General features: G+C 38.6%; 20 protein-coding genes and 1 riboswitch. Of the genes, 10 read left to right on the top strand and 10 right to left on the bottom strand.

The window, feature by feature from the left end:
- Window positions 1-59: 59 nt before the first annotated feature.
- Window positions 60-1,475, bottom strand: a complete 1,416-nt coding sequence (gene gndA / locus HCU67_RS11845) for an NADP-dependent phosphogluconate dehydrogenase (RefSeq protein ID WP_168552827.1) — start codon at window positions 1,473-1,475, stop codon at window positions 60-62.
- A 111-nt stretch (window positions 1,476-1,586) separates the two neighbouring features.
- Between gndA and zwf the strand changes: the two genes are divergently transcribed.
- Window positions 1,587-3,119 (top strand): glucose-6-phosphate dehydrogenase, encoded by a 1,533-nt coding sequence (gene zwf, locus HCU67_RS11840; protein ID WP_168552826.1) that lies wholly within the window; start codon window positions 1,587-1,589, stop codon window positions 3,117-3,119.
- Window positions 3,120-3,156: 37 nt separating this feature from the next.
- A complete protein-coding gene (gene pgl, locus HCU67_RS11835) occupies window positions 3,157-3,867 on the top strand; it encodes a 6-phosphogluconolactonase (protein ID WP_168552825.1) in 711 nt (236 codons plus the stop codon).
- A gap of 44 nt (window positions 3,868-3,911) precedes the next feature.
- Here pgl and HCU67_RS11830 read toward each other — a convergent pair whose 3' ends face one another.
- Window positions 3,912-4,595: a hypothetical protein gene (locus HCU67_RS11830; protein WP_168552824.1), complete on the bottom strand. Its 684-nt coding sequence runs from the start codon at window positions 4,593-4,595 to the stop codon at window positions 3,912-3,914.
- A gap of 96 nt (window positions 4,596-4,691) precedes the next feature.
- On the opposite strand from HCU67_RS11830, the gene HCU67_RS11825 reads away from it, so the two are divergent.
- Entirely contained in the window at window positions 4,692-5,027 is a 336-nt protein-coding gene (locus HCU67_RS11825; protein ID WP_168552823.1) for a winged helix-turn-helix transcriptional regulator, read from the top strand.
- Here HCU67_RS11825 and HCU67_RS11820 read toward each other — a convergent pair.
- Genes HCU67_RS11820 through HCU67_RS11795 form a run of 6 tightly spaced genes read right to left on the bottom strand, consistent with a single transcriptional unit; the run spans window position 5,024 to window position 10,273 of the window.
- Window positions 5,024-5,569: an acyl-CoA thioesterase gene (locus HCU67_RS11820; RefSeq protein WP_168552822.1), complete on the bottom strand. Its 546-nt coding sequence runs from the start codon at window positions 5,567-5,569 to the stop codon at window positions 5,024-5,026. The two genes, HCU67_RS11825 and HCU67_RS11820, sit on opposite strands and share 4 nt — an antisense overlap.
- Window position 5,570: 1 nt before the next feature.
- Window positions 5,571-5,936 (bottom strand): 6-phosphogluconate dehydrogenase, encoded by a 366-nt coding sequence (locus HCU67_RS11815; RefSeq protein ID WP_168552821.1) that lies wholly within the window; start codon window positions 5,934-5,936, stop codon window positions 5,571-5,573.
- Window positions 5,937-7,295 carry a DNA recombination protein RmuC gene (locus tag HCU67_RS11810; protein ID WP_168552820.1) on the bottom strand — a complete coding sequence of 453 codons (1,359 nt, stop codon included), beginning with the start codon at window positions 7,293-7,295 and terminating at the stop codon, window positions 5,937-5,939.
- Window positions 7,296-7,344: 49 nt separating this feature from the next.
- Window positions 7,345-8,112 (bottom strand): ABC transporter ATP-binding protein, encoded by a 768-nt coding sequence (locus tag HCU67_RS11805; RefSeq protein ID WP_246865772.1) that lies wholly within the window; start codon window positions 8,110-8,112, stop codon window positions 7,345-7,347.
- Window positions 8,109-9,128 (bottom strand): FecCD family ABC transporter permease, encoded by a 1,020-nt coding sequence (locus HCU67_RS11800; protein WP_168552818.1) that lies wholly within the window; start codon window positions 9,126-9,128, stop codon window positions 8,109-8,111. The genes HCU67_RS11805 and HCU67_RS11800 overlap by 4 nt, the downstream gene beginning before the upstream one ends.
- Complete coding sequence (locus HCU67_RS11795) at window positions 9,128-10,273, bottom strand: ABC transporter substrate-binding protein (RefSeq protein ID WP_168552817.1); 1,146 nt, start codon at window positions 10,271-10,273, stop codon at window positions 9,128-9,130. The genes HCU67_RS11800 and HCU67_RS11795 overlap by 1 nt, the downstream gene beginning before the upstream one ends.
- Window positions 10,274-10,322: 49 nt before the next feature.
- A riboswitch (cobalamin riboswitch) is annotated at window positions 10,323-10,539 on the top strand.
- 65 nt (window positions 10,540-10,604) lie between these two features.
- Here HCU67_RS11795 and HCU67_RS11790 point away from each other — a divergent pair.
- Window positions 10,605-12,491 (top strand): TonB-dependent receptor plug domain-containing protein, encoded by a 1,887-nt coding sequence (locus HCU67_RS11790; RefSeq protein WP_168552816.1) that lies wholly within the window; start codon window positions 10,605-10,607, stop codon window positions 12,489-12,491.
- A gap of 30 nt (window positions 12,492-12,521) precedes the next feature.
- On the opposite strand, the gene HCU67_RS11785 is transcribed toward HCU67_RS11790, so the two are convergent.
- Window positions 12,522-13,994, bottom strand: a complete 1,473-nt coding sequence (locus tag HCU67_RS11785; protein ID WP_168552815.1) for a S41 family peptidase — start codon at window positions 13,992-13,994, stop codon at window positions 12,522-12,524.
- A gap of 187 nt (window positions 13,995-14,181) precedes the next feature.
- Between HCU67_RS11785 and HCU67_RS11780 the strand changes: the two genes are divergently transcribed.
- The 6 genes from HCU67_RS11780 to HCU67_RS11755 all read left to right on the top strand — a co-directional run bounded on the left by HCU67_RS11780 (window position 14,182) and on the right by HCU67_RS11755 (window position 17,763).
- On the top strand, window positions 14,182-14,691 hold the full coding sequence (locus tag HCU67_RS11780) for an RNA polymerase sigma factor (protein ID WP_168552814.1): 510 nt from the start codon (window positions 14,182-14,184) through the stop codon (window positions 14,689-14,691).
- Window positions 14,678-15,103 (top strand): hypothetical protein, encoded by a 426-nt coding sequence (locus HCU67_RS11775; RefSeq protein ID WP_168552813.1) that lies wholly within the window; start codon window positions 14,678-14,680, stop codon window positions 15,101-15,103. Before HCU67_RS11780 ends, HCU67_RS11775 begins: the two co-directional genes overlap by 14 nt.
- A 10-nt stretch (window positions 15,104-15,113) precedes the next feature.
- Entirely contained in the window at window positions 15,114-15,656 is a 543-nt protein-coding gene (locus tag HCU67_RS11770; RefSeq protein WP_168552812.1) for a DUF4252 domain-containing protein, read from the top strand.
- 84 nt (window positions 15,657-15,740) lie between these two features.
- On the top strand, window positions 15,741-16,274 hold the full coding sequence (locus HCU67_RS11765; protein ID WP_168552811.1) for a DUF4252 domain-containing protein: 534 nt from the start codon (window positions 15,741-15,743) through the stop codon (window positions 16,272-16,274).
- Window positions 16,275-16,280: 6 nt separating this feature from the next.
- A complete protein-coding gene (locus tag HCU67_RS11760; RefSeq protein WP_168552810.1) occupies window positions 16,281-16,820 on the top strand; it encodes a DUF4252 domain-containing protein in 540 nt (179 codons plus the stop codon).
- A gap of 121 nt (window positions 16,821-16,941) precedes the next feature.
- The gene (locus tag HCU67_RS11755) at window positions 16,942-17,763 is read left to right on the top strand and encodes a mechanosensitive ion channel family protein (protein WP_168552809.1); all 822 of its coding nucleotides are present in this window, start codon (window positions 16,942-16,944) and stop codon (window positions 17,761-17,763) included.
- An 82-nt stretch (window positions 17,764-17,845) separates the two neighbouring features.
- On the opposite strand, the gene purB is transcribed toward HCU67_RS11755, so the two are convergent.
- On the bottom strand, window positions 17,846-19,189 hold the full coding sequence (gene purB, locus HCU67_RS11750) for an adenylosuccinate lyase (protein ID WP_168552808.1): 1,344 nt from the start codon (window positions 19,187-19,189) through the stop codon (window positions 17,846-17,848).
- Between the last annotated feature and the right edge of the window lie 7 nt (window positions 19,190-19,196).

Below are 19,196 nucleotides of genomic sequence, written 5' to 3'. Positions count from 1 at the left end.
CAAGGTAATCAATTTTTGAACAGACCAATATGCTGACTTCCTTTTTAACAGAATATCGGTTAATCCTCTTCCCACTCCGTATGGAAGATACCCTCACGGTCAATACGCTCGTAGGTGTGGGAGCCAAAGTAATCGCGTTGCGCCTGAATTACATTTAAAGGCAGCCTTTCTGAAGTGTACGCATCAAAATAGGTGAGCGCATTAAATAGCCCTGGAAGTGGAATTCCATTGGCAGCGCCATAAGCCACCACTTTTCGGGCAGCGCCAACCGTGCTTTGCACCTTGCCAACAAAAGAATTTGAAAGCAACAGATTTTCCAATTCAGGTTCATTTTGATAGGCCTCTGTTATGTCAGCCAACAAGGCCGCGCGTATAATACAACCCGCACGCCAAATTTTAGCGATTTCCCCAAGGTCCAATTCGTAACCATATTCCACACTGGCATCCGATAATTGGTGCATACCTTGGGCATAGGACATAATGAAAGAAAAGAACAATGCTTGTTCACAGTTTTCAATCAGTTCTTCTTTGTCTATTGGTGAAGGTGTGGGCCTATCGTAAAGTTCATCAGCTTTTATGCGCTCAGATTTTAAGGCGGAGATTTGGCGCATGCTTACTGCAATATCGATGGTTGGCACGGGTATACCCAAATCCATTGCATTCTGCGAGGTCCATTTTCCGGTTCCTTTTTGTTTGGCCTTATCCAATATCATATCGACCAAATCACCATCGGTGAGTTCATCCTTTTGTGAAAAAATATCAGCCGTAATTTCGACCAAAAAGGATTGCAAACGACCATCATTCCATTTGGAGTAGGTTTGATGAAGTTCTTCATTGGTCAACTTTCCTGCCTTTTTTAGTAAATCATAGATTTCAGAGGTCAGCTGCATCATGCTGTACTCAATGCCATTATGCACCATTTTTACATAATTTCCCGCTGATTTAGGTCCCAAATAGGTAACACAGGGCTCTCCTTTATATTTGGCCGCTACAGCCTCAAAGATTGGTTTAACATGCTGGTAGGCCTTTCGAGAACCACCGGGCATTATGCTAGGGCCCTTTCGAGCGCCTTTCGCACCACCGGATACCCCAGAGCCAAAAAAGTTTATCCCTTTCTGTTTTAAATAGGCTTCACGTCTATCGGTATCGGTATAAAAAGAATTTCCACCATCAATGATAATATCACCTTCATCAAGCAAGGGTATGAGACTTTCAATAACAGCATCCACGATTTTCCCGGCTGGTACTAAAAGCATGATTTTTCTAGGAGTACTTAAAGCATCTACAAAAGTTTTGGCGTCGGAACTGGCATTAACCTTATCGAGATCACCGCCTTCATCAATCAAAGCCTTCACTTTTTCAGGGTCTAGATCATTACCATAAGCAGAGAAGCCATTGTCTACAACATTCAAGATAAAGTTTCGACCCATCACACCGAGCCCTACCATACCGAAATCGTACTTTTCTGTAGCCATTAAAATCAATTTAGGCAGGTTAAGATAGTACTAAGTAATCGAATTTCACCTGCATACAGATAATTTAAACGTTATATTCGTTTTGCTCAAAAATTTAATACCGAGAATCACATGAAAAAAACGGAAAATCAATTGCTTGTCATATTTGGAGCCTCAGGTGACTTAACGGCAAGAAAATTGGTGCCTGCCCTTTACAATCTATATGTTGAAGGACATTTGCCCGATAATTTTGTTGTTCTCGGAGCGAGCAGAAGCAATCTTACCGATAATCAATTTCGTGATCGAATTGTATACAATAGCAATTATCTAAAGGAAAGACTGGCAAAAAAATCAAAAGAACATGTCGATAATTTTGCGAAGCTCTTCTTTTACCAAGACTTAGGAGATTCCTACGATAGCTTTTACGGAAAGTTGGCCAAACGCATTGCGGATTTGGACCAGAAGTATCGAACCGATGGCAATCAAATCTATTACCTGTCGACGCCACCTCAATTGTACGAGACCATAGCAGCAAGATTGGCGGAACAAAATTTGAACCTACAATTTGAAGGTTGGAGACGTTTACTAATTGAAAAGCCCTTTGGTACGAGTCTTGAAACGGCCAAAGATTTGAATGTTGGCCTTCAGAATTATTTTGAGGAACCCCAGATTTTTAGAATTGATCACTACCTCGGTAAAGAAACCGTGCAGAACCTTCTGGTAACGCGATTCGCAAACAGCATCTTTGAGCCTTTGTGGAATCGGAATTACGTACACCATGTTGAAATCACAAATGCTGAAAGTGTAGGTGTGGAAAAAAGAGGTGGGTATTATGACAAATCTGGAGCGCTACGAGATATGTTCCAAAATCACCTATTACAAATTGTTTCATTGGTGGTTATGGAGCCTCCGATTGGTGATGCCCCCGAAGAGATTCGTAATGAAAAGGTCAAAGCGCTGAAGTCTCTACGAATCATGAAAGATGACAAAACCTTGTTTGACCATACCATCCGTGCGCAGTATATGTCATCAACAATTGATGGTAAAAAAGTGAACGGGTACCGAGAAGAAGATGGTGTGGACCCGGATTCCAAAACTGAAACCTATGCCGCTATCAAATTCTTTGTGGATAATTGGCGATGGCGTGATGTGCCATTCTATGTAAGGACTGCGAAACGAATGCCAACAAAGGTTACTGAGGTGGTGATTCATTTTAAAAAACCACATCACCAGATTTTTCAAGATGAGCAAATGGGGGAAAAGGCCAATAAATTGGTAATACGGATACAACCCAATGAGGGAATTCTGGTCAAGTTCGGTGTTAAAGTTCCTGGGCAAGGATTTAAGGTAGAGCGCGCCAATTTGGATTTTTATTATTCAGATTTGGTGGAGACCCATGTAATGGAGGCCTACGAGCGGTTATTATTGGATGCCATGCAGGGCGATGCCACCCTTTATGCACGAGCAGACGAAGTAGAGGCTGCCTGGGAATTTGTAGACCCCATACTTCAATATTGGAATACGGGTAAAGATGTTCGCATGTACGGTTACTCAGCTGGTGTTTGGGGTCCTGAAAACGCTGATGATTTAATTGAAGGTGTCGGGTTCTGGAGAAATCCTGGAGACAATCTTACCGATGACCCCGGGTTCTGCGTGATTTGTTAGGATGATTGAATAGGAAAAAGAGAAAAACGTTTTTGAAATGGAAGTAAAAGTATTCAAGGATAAAAATGAAGTTGCCCATAAATTTTCGGCATACTTTAAAGAATTGGTAAAAGGAAAAGAAATTTTTCAAGTGGCCCTATCTGGTGGCAGTACTCCCAAAATAGTATTTGATGTTCTTGCTGCTGACTATGGCGATAAAATTGACTGGTCAAGAATTCATTTTTATTGGGGTGATGAACGTTGCGTTCCTCCTTCAGATGACCAGAGTAATTATAAAATGACCGTTGAACATCTGTTTTCGAAAATTGATGTTCCGTCAAAAAACATCCATAGAGTTCTTGGTGAAGCTGACCCGATGGGCGAAGCCATGCGTTATGCCAATTTGCTGGAAATAAATCTGGATAGGGTAGAGGGTGTTCCCCAATTTGATTTGGTGATTTTGGGTATGGGTGATGATGGTCATACGGCCTCAATATTTCCACATGAAATAGCTCTTTGGAATTCAAACGACCATTGTGTTGTGGCCACTCATCCTGATTCTGGACAGAAACGGGTATCTATAAACGGTAAGGTTATTAATTGCTCAAAAGAAGTGGTGTTCTTGGTCACCGGGTCATCAAAAGCACAAAAAGTAGATGAAATTCACCATAAAAAAGCAGGTTTTGAAAAGTATCCAGCCTCTTTGGTCAATCCAGATTCAGGACAATTGGTTTTTTTCATGGATGAGGCAGCAGCTTCCAAATTGTAAAAAACCTCTCCATTTAGAAGAGGTTTATCCATCAATCTAAAAAACTAAATCCGCTCCAGGGGAATCTGAAGTTGATGAGGTCTATTTTCCACTTTGTCAAAGGGAGTTCCATCCACATGCTTTGCCCCCATGAACAAAAGACCATTTTTAAAATAAATGAGGTCATAATCGGAAACAATCTGACCTTCTTCAATATGAAACATAGGAAAAGCCTTGCCCAAGATGTCTTTTTTGACATTGTTTTCAAAAGGCGACATACCTTCAGGGAGCCCGGTATTGAGCATTTGTACCGTTTGTTCATTTAAGGGTGTTACGGCAAAACCCTCATTCAGCACATAGTCAATTTTCCATGCCCCTTCAGCGATGGGATGCTCAACTCCCCAGACCAAATCTCCCTTGAATTCAAATTCCATAAGAGGCATTTGACCGTAGTTATCCCCATAAAGAGTTATTGTGCCCACGAACTTGTCATCCTCAAAATATTTAAAGTGCCTTTTTAAGTAAGTCGGCTGAATGGTGCCACTACCTGTTCTATCTTCTGTCGGGCGTAGTTCCACAGAAATACTTTTCCATTCTCCAATTGCATATTCCTTTACCTCTTCCAAAGTTTTGGGTTCTTGCACCATCCATTTTGCTTTTTCTCGTATTGATTTCATGTTTTGTGATTTTAAGGATTGAAGACCAATTATGCTGACTGTCATGGCCAAAACCCAAATTGTTTTATTCATTATCATTGAATTTATTGGCTAAATTGTCGACTTTTGTCTAATTAGCAGTACTAGTCATTATTATTAGTTATAGTATAAAAAAATAGACTATTGAGTATGGTAAGGAAAAACAAAGATTTTAATCCAAATGGTTGCCCTGTGACTCACTGTCTAAATAAGATTGGAGGCAAATGGAAACCTGTAATTATTTATTTAATTCGAAAGGATTGTAATCGATTTTCAATGCTGCAAAGAGCCATTCCAGATATTAGTAAACAAATGCTGGTAAATCAATTACGGGAGTTGGAGGCTGATGGCATTTTGGATAGAACGGTTTTTGCGGAAGTTCCTCCCAGGGTAGAATATGGCATATCTAAATATGGCGAAACATTGTTGCCAGTAATTGACACGATGCAGGATTGGGGACTTAAGGATATGGAATTAGCTTGTTAATCCAGACTAAGCTTAACATTTTCCCCTTCTAAATATTCAAGATATTCATCTGCCTTAATTTTTTTGGAATCGTATTTCGAATCCCTTTTGTAAACTGCCATTTTACGTTCAACACTTCGTGCAAAACGCCTTAGTTCTTCTTTGTTTTTGATTAATAGACCTGGCACCTTTGCATTTTTGCCGTCTTTACTTTTGGCCACCATGGTAAAATAAGAAGAGTTGCAGTGACGTAGCTTTCCTGTGGTAACGTTCTCAGCTTCAACACGTACCCCAATCACCATGCTTGTTCTGCCTGTATAGTTTACACTTGCTTTTAGTGTAACCAATTCACCAACTTCTATTGGATTCAAGAAATCTACGCGATTGACTGAGGCCGTAACGCAGTAGGTTTGAGAATGTTTGCTCGCACAAGCAAATGCAATTTGGTCCATCAAATTTAGAACATGTCCACCATGTACTTTCCCTCCAAAGTTGGAGTGTTGGGGGAGCATTAATTCTGTAATGGAAACCCTAGATTCTTTGGCGGATTTATACTTTTTCATCTTAATTGCCAAAATGTGGTGATTCTTCTTCGACTACTTCTTGAATAAAGTACTTTGTATCGCCCAACCAAAAAAAGGTGGCATAACGTTCCTTGTAGGTCAATTTTACGTATTTACCCTGTAGTTCGATTAATTTTTTGATGACCTCTTGCTCACCATCCTCCACCGAAAATGTAAAAATCTGCGCCCCTGAAATTCCTTGACTGATTTCACCTTCCCAAGTTTTTACCAAGACACCTTTGTTACTGAATTTAATGAGTTCACCAGACCGATACCCTTCACTGAATGGTACATAATAGATGAATGCAAAATAGCCAGCTAGGCCTAAAACGAAAAAGGCGAAGATTAAAAGGAATATTTTTTTCATTTAGAGCTTAAGTTTTGATTGTTCTTGCGTCAACTCCAAATCATCATCTTCTTCAGCTCTTTTCAAAATGGGTTCTGGAATTGACTTCTTTGCTTTAGCACCCATTTTCTTCAATTTTTGGATACTGGTTACGATATTACCACGCCCTTCAACTAATTTGTTCATGGCACCGCGATATTCCGTTTTAGCCTCATCCATTTTTTTGCCGACCTTGGTTAAATCAGTAACGAAACCTTCAAACTTGTCGTAAAGCGCTCCTGCTTGTCTTGCAATTTCAATGGCGTTGCGTTGTTGTTTCTCATTGCTCCACATCGTATCAATGGTGCGAAGGGTAGCCAGTAACGTTGAAGGGGTAACGATTACAATATTTTGTTCAAAGGCTTTGTTGTAAATCGCATTGTCTTCATTAATGGCGATGGCGAAAGCAGGCTCTATAGGCACGAATAACAAAACAAAATCGGGGCTTTCCATTTCATACAAATCCTCATATTTCTTGGCAGAAAGTTGCTCGACATGTTTTTTGAGGGAGTTTATGTGGTCTTTCAGATATTTTGGTTTGTCTTCATCTTTGGCATTGGTATACCGCTCATAATCTGTTAAGCTAACTTTTGAATCGACAACCATTTTTTTGCCATCTGGTAGATGAATGATAACATCGGGCATTACGCGAGACCCATCTTCCAATTTAAAGCTTTGCTGCACACTGTATTCGCGATCTTTTTCAAGACCGGATTTTTCCAAGACCCGTTCAAGTACCAATTCGCCCCAATTACCCTGCATCTTACTGTCGCCTTTCAACGCTTTGGTCAAGTTTTCAGCTTCTTTGGTAATCTTGAGGTTTTGTTCTTGTAGCAATCGAAGTTGTTCTTTCAAAGCGGCATTGATACCAAAACTTTGTTTTTGATTTTCTTCGACCTTCTTTTCAAACTCTTTTATTTTTTTATCGAGCGGGGTCAGTATATTTTCTATGTTCACCTTATTTTGCTTGGTGAATTTTTCGCTTTTCTCATCCAAAATCTTGTTTGCAAGATTTTCGAACTCTTTGGTGAATTTTTCTTGAAGCTTTTCAACTTCTTCTTTTTGTTCTGAATTAAGGCGTTGTAGGTTTTCTAGATCTGCTTGGTAACGAACAATTTGATTGCCCAATTGTTCTTTTTCCTGTTGCAGCTGCTTTTTGTCCTCTGTTTCTGTGCTCAAGCTATCACGCAGTGAGGACATGGATTGGTTCAGTTGACTTTCACGTTCTATCCAAACACTTTCATTCGATTTCGTTTTTAATTTCTGGATATACATTCCTAAGAATGTGCCAATTGCCAGGCAACCCAATCCTACGAAGACATAAATTAATTCAGCGCTCATAAAGTGTATTCTAAACGTAAAGATAGTCGAATTGTCTTTCCAGTTCTAATCAATTCTTTACTCTAAAGGTGCCTGTCTTTGCGTCAAATTGTACGACATCTTTCGGAAAGAGTTCATCAAAATAGCCCTTTGAAATTAGGTCTTGGGGTGTTCCAAAAGGATTCTCCTTTCCATTTAACACCAACATCTTATCTGCAAGTTGTATTGCCAATTCTATTTCGTGCGTAGTCAACAAAACCGTTCTTTTATGCACGTGTGCCAAGTCTTTAAGTAACTTAAAAATGCCAACTTTATGGGAAAGGTCTAAATGGGTGGTAGGTTCATCTAACAGTATCAAAGGCGTGTCTTGCACCATTGCTCGGGCAATTAATACACGCTGTAATTGCCCATCACTCAATTCATGACATTTTTTGTCTTTCAGGTTTTCAAGCTGAAAATTTTGAAGTGTTTCCCGTATAATTTCCTGGTCTTCTTTTAAGAGCGTTCCAATCCAATTCGTATGTGGTTGTCTACCAAGAGCCAGTAGTTCTTTTACCCTTAAATTTTTAGAAGCGATGGAATCTGTTAGCACTAAAGCGATTTGCTTTGCTAAATCAATAGGGGAATAAGCTTCCAGTTCTCGATTTTCAATTTGTATACTCCCGTTAATCTTTGGCTGTAATTTGCCAAGAGTGCGTAATAAGGTTGATTTACCAATGCCATTCACCCCGACTATGGCACAGATTTCACCTTTATTAAGTTGAAATTCAACAGCCTCGATTATAGCTTTATTTTTATAACCGACACTAAGATTCTCTATGTGCAGTAATTGGCTCAAAATAGCATTTTTCGTTTTCGTACCAATAACCATATTACCACCGGAGCTCCAACCAAAGAGGTAATGGCGTTGATGGGTAATACACTATCAGAAGTAGGTAGTTGGGCAATGGTATCACAAATCAAAAGCAAAATGGCTCCATACAAAAACACGGTCGGTAATAAGATTTTGTGGTTTGTTGTGTCAAAAATTTGACGGGTCAAATGGGGTACCGCAAGGCCTATGAAAGCAATGGGTCCGGCATAAGCCGTTATACTACCAGCTAATAATCCTGTGGCAATGATTATTAGGTATTTTGTTTTTTTCAACGAGACCCCAAGACTTTGGGCGTAGCGTTCTCCTAGTAATAGCGAATTCAAATCCTTAGTACTCAAAAGACTTACCACCAATCCGAAACAAATGATTAAGGTGAGTAAACCAATTTGATTCCAAGAAAGGTTTCCAACGCTTCCGTACGACCAAAAAATGAAACGTTGTAGTTGTTCGGCTTCTGAAAAATAAGCCAATAGGCTTACCACAGCCGCAGTAATACTTCCAAACATCAAACCAATAATCAAGGTGGCCATGGTATCCCTAACGCGGTTAGCAACTACCAACACAATGAGCAAAACCAGAAAACCACCAATACTTGCCGCCATGACCAATGATATATCACCGATAAAGGCAAGACCCAAAAACGATGAACCCATCAATAAAAGGGCAGCCCCCAAACTGGCACCTGAACTAATGCCTAGAACAAATGGTCCTGCCAACGGATTTCTAAATAGTGTTTGCATTAATAAACCACTAACCGATAACCCACCGCCAACTAGAATAGCGGTAATCGCCTTAGGTAAGCGATAGTTTAATATGATGTAATTCCATGATTCATTAAGTGAATTCCCACCGGTAAGTATGCTTATGGTCTCTTTAAAAGGAATGGTTACAGAGCCTAATGAAAGGTTCACCAGCAAACAGCTCAGCAAAGCCAAAACCAGAAATGTGGTTAGAATTCCGAAAGACAGCCTTCTTTGCATTATTGCAAAGGTGTAAAAAAGAAAGGACTGTAGTCTGGAAGTAATTCAGGATGGGTGATTTTTACCAAATCCTTTAAAACCAAATCAGGCCTTTGTGGTGCCAATTCATAGTATAGCAAACCCCCAGTGGGTCCTTTGGTGGCCGCAAAGGTGAAGATGGTTTTGTTTTTGAACGGTCTAAATTGGGTATAATGTTCGTTGCTATTTTCCATTTCATTGTAGCTTGTGAACTGAGAGGGGGAAATCCATATTTCAGCTTCGTCGGAATTTTCCAAAACGGTCTCTAAGCTTAATGAAAGGCTACCAGCACCTTCGCTTGACTCATAAAGGTATTCGGTGTTTGCATCCTTCAAAAACCTGGCAGCCCAGCTACCACCTGCCGGAGCATACCAGACATCTTTGTATAAGGCACCACTCAAAATTTTCGGCTTGGATGTGGCTTGTGACGCTAGACTTTTTGCGTTCTGATAATCACTTTTTATAGTTTCAAAAAGCTCGCTTGCTTCTTTTTCCTTATTCAATAAAACCCCAAAAAATTTAATCCATTCAGCTTTACCCAAAGGTGTCCGTTCTACCCAATCGCCATTAAAAACGACAGGGATATTTGCCCTTTTAAGTACATCATAGCTTTGGTTTTCATTTGTAATCGCAAAACCAACAACCAAATCAGGTTGGAGTGCCAAGGTCATTTCCGTATTCAAATTTTCATTTTGCCCCAAATCTTTGATTCTTCCTTCTTTGATTCCTTTACGCGCTGGAAGGGAGGAGATGTATTGGGTATTCGGAAAACCAACCAATTTGTCTAACGATTCTAAGGATTCCAAGGCAGGAATATGGGTCGTTGAGGTAACCACCAATTTAGAAATCGGTGTTGTAACAATGGCATCGTAGGCATCTTTTGGAAAGCTTAATGCAGCTAATTTTTCTTTTTCAACCACCAGATACTTTAAGGTCTTATCGGAATTAGGCCAAGGTTCTAAAACTTCAATAACCGTATAGCTATCAAATTGTTTAACTGAAAAACCTTTGGCGAATTCTATCGTATAAGTATCCGATGGATTTTCTTGTTCGTTCTTCGAGACCTCTCTTTTGCAGCCCAGGAGGATAAAAAGGAAAGCAAAAACTGGTATAATATTTTTTGGCATCTTCAAAAGTAAATTATTTAGAAAAGCTTCAAAAGTTAAACAAAAAGAGTAGCTTCGCCCCGAATTTGGTTTTCATGATTTTGTTCATGGAATTAAAAGGGAATCCAGTGTAAATCTGGAACTGTTCCCGCAACTGTAAATTCATACCGACTTCTGTTGGTACCTCTTAAAAAGGGGACTTTTCTTGCTGCAACGTCACTGCATATTCGTGGGAAGACAAAGAAAAGTTGAAAAGTCAGGAGACCTGCCACATTCAAACAACAGTGTTAAACTTTCGGGATAGAAGTTTGCATATGATAGACATATGGCTTTTCCGAGCAACTAATTTTTAATGAGAAAATCTTTTTTGGTGCCTTTGGTACTGCTGCTTTGCAATCTTTATTGCTTTGCACAACAAGACTCCATTCAAGTTCAAAATCTTGAAGAAGTCGTACTTAGTGATTCGCGATTTCAATTAAAACGCGAAAATTCTGGTAAGACCGTCATCAAAATTACCAGTGAAGAACTACAGCAAAATATTGGTAGGACTGTGGCTGATATCATAAATACCAAAAGTGGTATAGAAATCAACGGTTCACGTAGTGTTGCAGGTCAGAACTTAGGTTATTTTATTAGAGGGGGAAATAATCGTCAGGTATTAGTGCTCATCGATGGTATTCAAGTCAATGACCCCTCACAAATTTCGAATGATTTTGATTTGCGGTTACTTGATATCAATACCATTGAATCAATTGAAATCATTAAAGGCGCGGCGAGTACGTTGTATGGAAATTCTGCAGCTACTGCAGTTATCAACATAGCTACTAAGCAAGCAGCTAAAGATGGAATTAGGTTATCGGCCAGCACTTTCTTTAGTACCAATGCAGTTCAGAACCAGGAAAATAAACCGCTTGCAAACTTTACAAATTCAGTTTCCCTAAATGGAACGGTTAATCGATTCTCTTATGTAGTGAACTTTGCAAGCCAATATGCCGATGGTATGTCAGCAGCTTCAGGCGAGAATTCAGAAAATGACCCATTTTCTAGAATTACTACAGATGTAAAACTAGGCTACCAATTTTCTGAGAATTTTAAAATTGATGTTCTTGGTAGTCAAAGTAAATTCAATACGGCGATTGACGGATTTCCGGCACCATTGTTTCTTTTTTCAGATACGGACGATAGGTCAACTTCAAATCAAAAGAGAGTAGCTATCTCGCCAGAGTTCACCTATAAAAATGGAAGCTTCAAGATAAATGCAGGTTATTTGAATATAAAACGCGAAACCGTTTCTGATTTTCCTTCTTCGTTTGAATCGAGTGGGGTCGTTGTAGACGCTTTTAACAAGTATGTTTTTAATGATAAGTTTTACACAATTATTGGATTCAACCATCAGAACAGTAAAACTGATTTTTCTGAAGAGGTGACATTTACCACTAATGATCCATATGCCAACATGGTCTATATCACCGATTTTGGTTTGAACCTAAACCTTGGCGGGCGCTTGAACAATCATAGTGAATACGGCAGTCAGTTTATTTACAATTTCAATCCATCTTATACTTTTCAGTTAGGGTCTGGATATGGGAAGTTTTTTGGTTCTTATAGTACCTCATTTATTGCTCCGAGTTTATTTCAATTGTTTGATAATACATTCGGCAATCCCCAATTGGAGCCTGAGGAAAATAGTACGCTTGAAACCGGATTTGAGTGGAATTTGGGATCTAAAATTCGATTCAGTGCCCTTTATTTTAACAGAAATGAAGAAAATACGGTTTTATTCACATTAGTAGACCCGGTTAATTTTATCTCACAATATTTAAATGCAGAAGAAGATGCGAAAATTCAGGGTGCTGAAGTAGAATTGTCGTCACAGTTTTTTGAAGGATTAACTGTGCAAGCCAATTATTCATTCAGTGAATTCAAAGAGGGGTATAGGGTGCGTTTACCAAAGCACAGAGCTAATGCCAATATTTCCTTTCAAGCCTTGAAATCAACGATGGTTCTTTTGAACTATCAATACGTAGGTAGCCGAATGGATACCGATTTTAGCACTTTTCAAGATGTTGTGCTTGATCCGTACTCATTATGGGACTTAAATGTTTCACATGAATTCAAGAATAAAAAATTGAAAGTATTTGCTGGTGTCACCAATATATTTGACACTGCGTATGAAGAGATAATAGGATATTCAACAAGAGGTCGAAACTTCAACTTTGGACTCAACCTTAATCTATAAAAAAGGGCCGCTACTAGCGGCCCTTTTCATTTATTCAAAAAATGCTTTCGGAATATCGTAGAACATATTATCCTTCAACGGGCCTTCCATTTTCGAAGAGGTAAAAAAGCGTGAGGATACTTTAACTTCAAAATTCTGTTTACTATCAAGACCACCATCAAATTCTTGTAATGCACGCGCTAATAATGGTTCTGTTGGATCACCAAGTACACCTAGGTTTGTAATGTCCTCTTCCAGTACGATGTCTGGTTGTATTCCATTCGTGTAATCCGAAAACCCATCTGCATTTTCATTTCTACCAACTAAGGGTTGTATTGCCCAGCTGTTATCAGGATTTATTTGGTCTTCTCTCGAACTTGTATATACAAAAGGTGAACCTTCTCTCTCTGGATCGTCAACCAATGTTATCGAGAATTCGTTTTTACCCCTTGTAGTTTCACCAACAATAACTACATCTATATAAGGTTCTAAACCGTTTATTACCAATTCACTTGCAGAAGCCGTGCCGCTCGATGTAATAACATAGACTTTAGAAAGATTCATTGAGTTTAAGGTTTGACCGTTAACATTATTTGCAAAGAAATCTTCAAGATTGCCTTCAAATGCTTCTTGCAATTTATCATTCCATCGTTGTCTGATGTATAGTTCGTTTGTGTTCGTACCATAAATCATACTAGCAAGAAGTCTTGAAGTATTGACCGATCCACCAGGGTTGTATCTAAAATCTACGATTAATTCGGTAGCACCAGCGGCTATAAACTGGCCAAAAGCATCATTCAATTCTGAATTGAAGTTTCGATTAAAACGATTATACATTAAATAGGCAACTGTAGTTCCATTAACATCAAAGGTATCCGCTATCAAAATAGGATTCTCTTCCAAACCTTCGAATTTTGTTAAGGTAACCTCTTCACCGGTTTCAACCAGGGTTCCATTTTGAAATTCAGCCAAGGTTAGGGTATAGGTGTCGGTACCTTCGAACAGCAAATCGATATAATTATTGATGGTTAAAACCTGCCCTTCGGCGCGAGTGAAAATATCACCACGTTGTATTGCCTTGGTGGCTGCATCAGAACCTTCAACTATATATTCAACAATACCCACTATTTCGTTTTGCGAAGCATCCGTAAACCTTAGCGAGAATTCTAGACCATTACTTTTTGAGACCCCATTTAAATTATTAACCAAAGTGGTATAATCTGAATTGTAGAATGTAAACCTATCCTCTTGAAAAAGGATACTTTGAATGAAATCTTCTGGGTCAGAAGTTCCAGCTAGGAACGTCGTATACTCTTCATCGGTACTAAATCTGTTATCCGCTAAATCCGGAACGTCTTGCTGCCAGAAATACCACAAGTTCATCGCTTGCCAGATAAAATTCTGAACGGTGACATCAGTATTTGTTGGGTCAGGGTTGCCGTCGATATTTAAGCCGTCATCATCATTGTTGCATGATGCCAAAAATAATAGTGAACCAAAAAGGAGATAGAATAATTTTTTCATTGCAAGTATTTTTTTCTATTGGGGTCAAGAACCGTTCCAATATGTTTATACTGGAACAACTTTAGTTTAAAAAACCCTAAAATACTTACATTCCAACTAAATAAAAATCTTTGTGTAACAATTTTCGATGTATGTCGTCATCCTAATAACAGCAGCTAAAAAGTTGATTTGTTGAACCAATCAAAAAATGCAACAGAACGAATTTATAAATCTTGTAATGCCCTTTAGGGACAAGCTTTACAGAATGGCCAAAAGGTTATTGGTATCGCGAGAAGAAGCTGAAGACGCCGTACAAGAGGTTTTATTGAAATTATGGTCGAACAATGAAAGTATTTCCAAATACAGAAGTATTGAGGCCTTTGCGATGACAATGACAAAGAATTTTTGTCTTGACCGTCTAAAATCGAAGCAAGCAGGTAACCTGAAGTTAGTACATAGTAACTATCGTGATGAAAGCACTTCGGTTCAGAAAAAGATTGAGGCTCAAGATAGTGTTAATTGGGTAGAGAAAATTATGGATGAATTGCCCGAACAACAAAAAATGGTCTTGCAGCTTAGGGACATTGAGGATTACGACTATGAAGAAATTGGAGAAATGTTGGACATGAAGCCTACAGCGATTAGGGTAACCTTATCAAGGGCTAGAAAAACAGTAAGAGAAAAACTACTAGAAAAGCATACATATGGAATTGCATAATTACATAGAAAAACTATTGGAAAAGTACTTTGAAGCGACTACATCAGAAGCTGAAGAGCAAGAACTTAGGGCTTATTTTGCCACTGATAATGTGGCTTCACATTTAGAACAATACCGTCCGATGTTCCATTACTTTTCTGTAGCCAAAGAAGAGCGGTATTCATCGCAGGAGCCATTAACACCTAGAAGAAAAGTGAATTTTAGAAGGCTATCCTTGGCAGCATCTATAGTGCTAATCTTTGGAATTTATTTCGGTAATCAATATTGGGAACGCAGACAAGCAGAAATTGCGTACCAAGAAACCAGAGAGGCATTAAACCTCTTGGCCGAAAATTTTAATCGAGGTACGGAAAAAATTGGGTATCTCAATGAATTTGAAGTCGTTAAACAAAAAATTTACAATGAAAATTAATTTTAAACAGATGAAAAAGAGCATAGTAGTATTTGCACTGGCCATAATGCCCTTATTTGGGTTTTCACAATCGGTCTTTGACAAGTTTGAAGATTATGATGAGGTAACCTCAGTAGTTGTCTCTAAAAAGGCCTTTGAACTTTTGGCAAAGTTTGACATAGATGTAGATGACCCAGACGGTCAAGATTTTATGGATATCGCGACGAGTTTGTCAGGAATGAAGGTTTTTACCACTGAAGACAAAGGTATTTCAGCAGAAATGAAGGCTGCTGTTGATAAGTACTTGGGTAGTTCTCAACTTAGTGAGTTGATGCGCGTGAAAGATAAAGACGCTAACGTTAAATTTTATATTCGAGAGGGTAAGGACGATGACCATGTTCGTGAATTATTGATGTTCATGACTGGGGTTCAGAATGTAGAGATGAACGATCGAAAAATCGAAACCGTCTTATTGACCCTCACGGGTGACATCGACTTGAACAAAATCAACTCCCTAACAAAAAAAATGAATCTTCCAGACGAGTTGAATAAGGCAGGGAAGAAAGGGAAATAAATCACATGAATTTTGCAGAATGGGCGATGGTTTTTCTATCGTCCATTTAGCTATTAAAATCAAAATCATTCAAATAAAACGAACATGAAAAAAATAGTAGTAGTAATCGCATTTTTGGTTATGCCATTTGGTCTTATGGCGCAATCAGCATTTGACAAATATTTAGATTCAGATGATGTAGGGGCTGTAGTCATCAATAAAAGTTTGTTGGGTATGGTAGCCAATATCTCGGCAAATGATAAGGACGAAGAAGCCAAGGAGTTTATTGAAATGGCTGAAAATATTGATGAGATTCGGGTTTTCATTACCGATAAGCCATCAGCGTCAAAAGAAATGTCAGAGACGGTAAAAAAATACCTTAGAAAAGAAAACCTTGAGCTTTTGATGCAGGTGAAGGAGAAAGACAACAAAGTCGATTTTTATGTAAAAAGCACTAAAAATGACGAAATTGTAAATGAACTTTTAATGTTCGTGAAAGGTATGGATGAAGACGATACTGGTTTTGAATCCGTGTTGGTTTCAATGACTGGAGAAATCGAATTGGCAAAGATTGGAACCTTGGTAAATAAAATGAATTTACCCAAGGAATTGGAAAAAGCTGAAAAAGGAAAAAAATAAGAACTTATGAAATCACTAATTAAATCACTTTTTGTTTGTATTCCATTGTTGTTGGCTTCTTGTGCTTCTCAGCAATCACTGCAGGAATACTATGTTGACAATCAAGAGAATCCAAATTTTATTTCATTGGATATACCAGCAAGTATTTTAAAGATGGACGAGGTGGAGCTTAGCGATATTCAGAAAGAAGCTGTAGAGTCGCTTCGCAAGTTCAACATGTTGGCTTTTCGAAAAACAGCTGATAATAGCGAAGAATATAAATTGGAAAAAGCTAAGGTTAAAGAAATTCTTAAAGACGAGGAATTTGTTGACTTAATGAAAATCAATTCAACTTATGGCAAAGGGGTCATTAAGTATTTGGGAGATGATGACGCCATTGATGAGGTAATTATATATGGCGATAACAAAGAACAAGGTTTTGCAGTAATCAGGGTCTTGGGTAAAGACATGAATCCAGCCCATGTAATGCACCTAATGGAAGCAATAAAGAAATCTGACTATGAAGGGGAGGGACTTGGTGAAATAGGAAAGTTCTTAAAAGGTTAAATCAAGTTCAGTAGTAAATTTTAAATCCTGTATCCTAGCGACACAGGATTTTTTTATGAAACATAGTGACTTCTCTCTATTTTTAGTTTCTTAAAACAAGAACACTAAAAACCTAATAATTATGGAAAAAGCACAAGAGTGGATTAATTACGGATTAGATCTTGCAAAAGAATTTGGGCCAAAATTGCTGACAGCAATACTGATATACATTGTTGGTTCATGGATAGTCAAAAAAATCGTTGGGGCATTGCGTAAGGTAATGGCCAAAAGTAAATATGACGAATCACTGCAAAAATTCCTTTTAAACTTACTTTCTTGGACACTTAAGGTCTTTTTAATCTTATTGGTGATTTCTCAACTCGGCGTAGACGTTACGACTTTTGCTGCAGTAATAGCTGCTGCTGGTTTAGCAGTCGGGCTTGCATTACAAGGATCTCTTTCAAATTTTGCAGGCGGAGTGCTTATCATGATTTTTAAACCTTATAGAATTGGCGATTTGGTCGAAGCTCAAGGTGTCTTGGGTGTTGTGAAAGAAATAGAGATATTCACCACTAAGCTTACCACCCCTGAAAATAAACTTGCAATAGTACCTAACGGTGCCATGGCCAATGGTAATATTATTAATTATACAGCCGAAGGAAAAATTCGTGTTGATACCGTAATCGGAGTCGCGTATGAAGAGGATATCAAACAAGTTAAGGAGGTATTGCTAGAAGTTCTTACTTCCAACCCACAGGTTTTACAGAATCCCGCCCCATCAGTTAATGTGTTGGAATTGGCCGATAGTTCGGTAAATTTTGCGGTTCGACCTTTTTGCAAACCTGAAGATTATTGGGACGTTTACTTTGCGACCTATGAGGGATGCAAGAATGCCCTTGACAAGGCTGGAATCGAAATTCCTTATCCACACGAGGTGGAAGTCAAAAAAGTATACAAGAACTAAATACTACTAAACCCCGGAATTTTCCGGGGTTATTTTTTTACTGGTTGCAAATACAACCTTGTAATCCTATAAAACAGTACTATTAAATACCGGTATAATTCGCTGGTGTTATTTGCTTTAGTTCGTCCTTTATGGCTTCAGATACATCTAAAGTCTCAATGAAATCCTTGATGCTTTGCTGGTCTATTTTTTTATTGGTACGGGTCAGTCCTTTTAAAGCTTCATAGGGGTTAGGATACCCTTCTCGTCTTAAAATGGTCTGAATGGCTTCAGCCACCACGGCCCAATTGTTTTCTAAATCAGCGTCAAAACGCTCTTGGTTCAAGACCAACTTATCAAGACCTTTCAAGGTTGATTTAAAGGCGATTAATGTATGTGCAAAGGGTACGCCAACATTACGTAATACGGTACTATCAGTCAGGTCGCGTTGTAATCGTGAAACCGGCAATTTGGCTGAAAGGTGTTCAAAAATGGCGTTTGCCATACCAAGATTACCTTCAGAATTTTCAAAATCAATTGGATTTACCTTGTGGGGCATTGCAGACGAACCGACTTCACCTTCTTTTATTTTTTGCTTAAAATAGTCCATAGAGATATAGGTCCAAATATCTCGATTCAAATCAATGATAATCGTATTGATTCGTTTCAGGCAATCAAATAAAGCGGCCATATGATCGTAATGCTCAATTTGAGTGGTTGGAAAAGAATGGTGCAGCCCCAATTTTGATTGTACAAAGGCCTTTCCGAAGGTTTTCCAATCCACGCCTGGGTAAGCAACTTGATGCGCATTGTAGTTGCCCGTAGCACCGCCGAACTTCGCTGCGGAAGGAATATCATTCAACAAATCAAATTGTTGTTTAAGACGCTCCACAAATACCTCAAACTCCTTGCCTAAACGCGTTGGTGAAGCCGGTTGTCCATGGGTTCGGGCCAACATTGGAATTCCTTTCCACTCGAGAGATAGTTTTTTAAGCTTATCAAACAGCTTAAAATATAAAGGGACATAGACATCGTTCATGGCCTCTTTTATTGAAAGTGGTATGGCCGTATTATTAATGTCTTGTGAGGTCAGACCAAAGTGAATGAATTCTTTGAATTCTTGAAAACCTAATTTGTCAAAATGGTCTTTTATAAAATACTCAACCGCTTTTACATCGTGGTTTGTGGTTTTCTCTATTTCTTTAATTTGTGCTGCATCAGAAGTTGAAAAATCTTGATAGATTTTTTTCAATTTATCAAAATCGACAGCTTTAAAACTAGCCAATTGGGGTAATGGGAGCTCACAAAGCGCAATGAAATACTCAATCTCAACTAAAACCCGATATTTTATGAGGGCTTCCTCTGAAAAAAAGCTGCCTAAAGCTTCAATTTTAGTTCTGTAGCGGCCATCAATAGGCGAAACGGCATTTAGTGGAGTAAGCGACATTAGCGTT

The sequence above is a fragment of the Croceivirga thetidis genome, assembly GCF_012272815.1.
Taxonomy (GTDB): Bacteria; Bacteroidota; Bacteroidia; order Flavobacteriales; family Flavobacteriaceae; genus Croceivirga; species Croceivirga thetidis.
The sequence above is the reverse complement of the archived record's forward strand: the minus strand, read 5'-3'. Positions and strand labels throughout refer to the sequence as shown.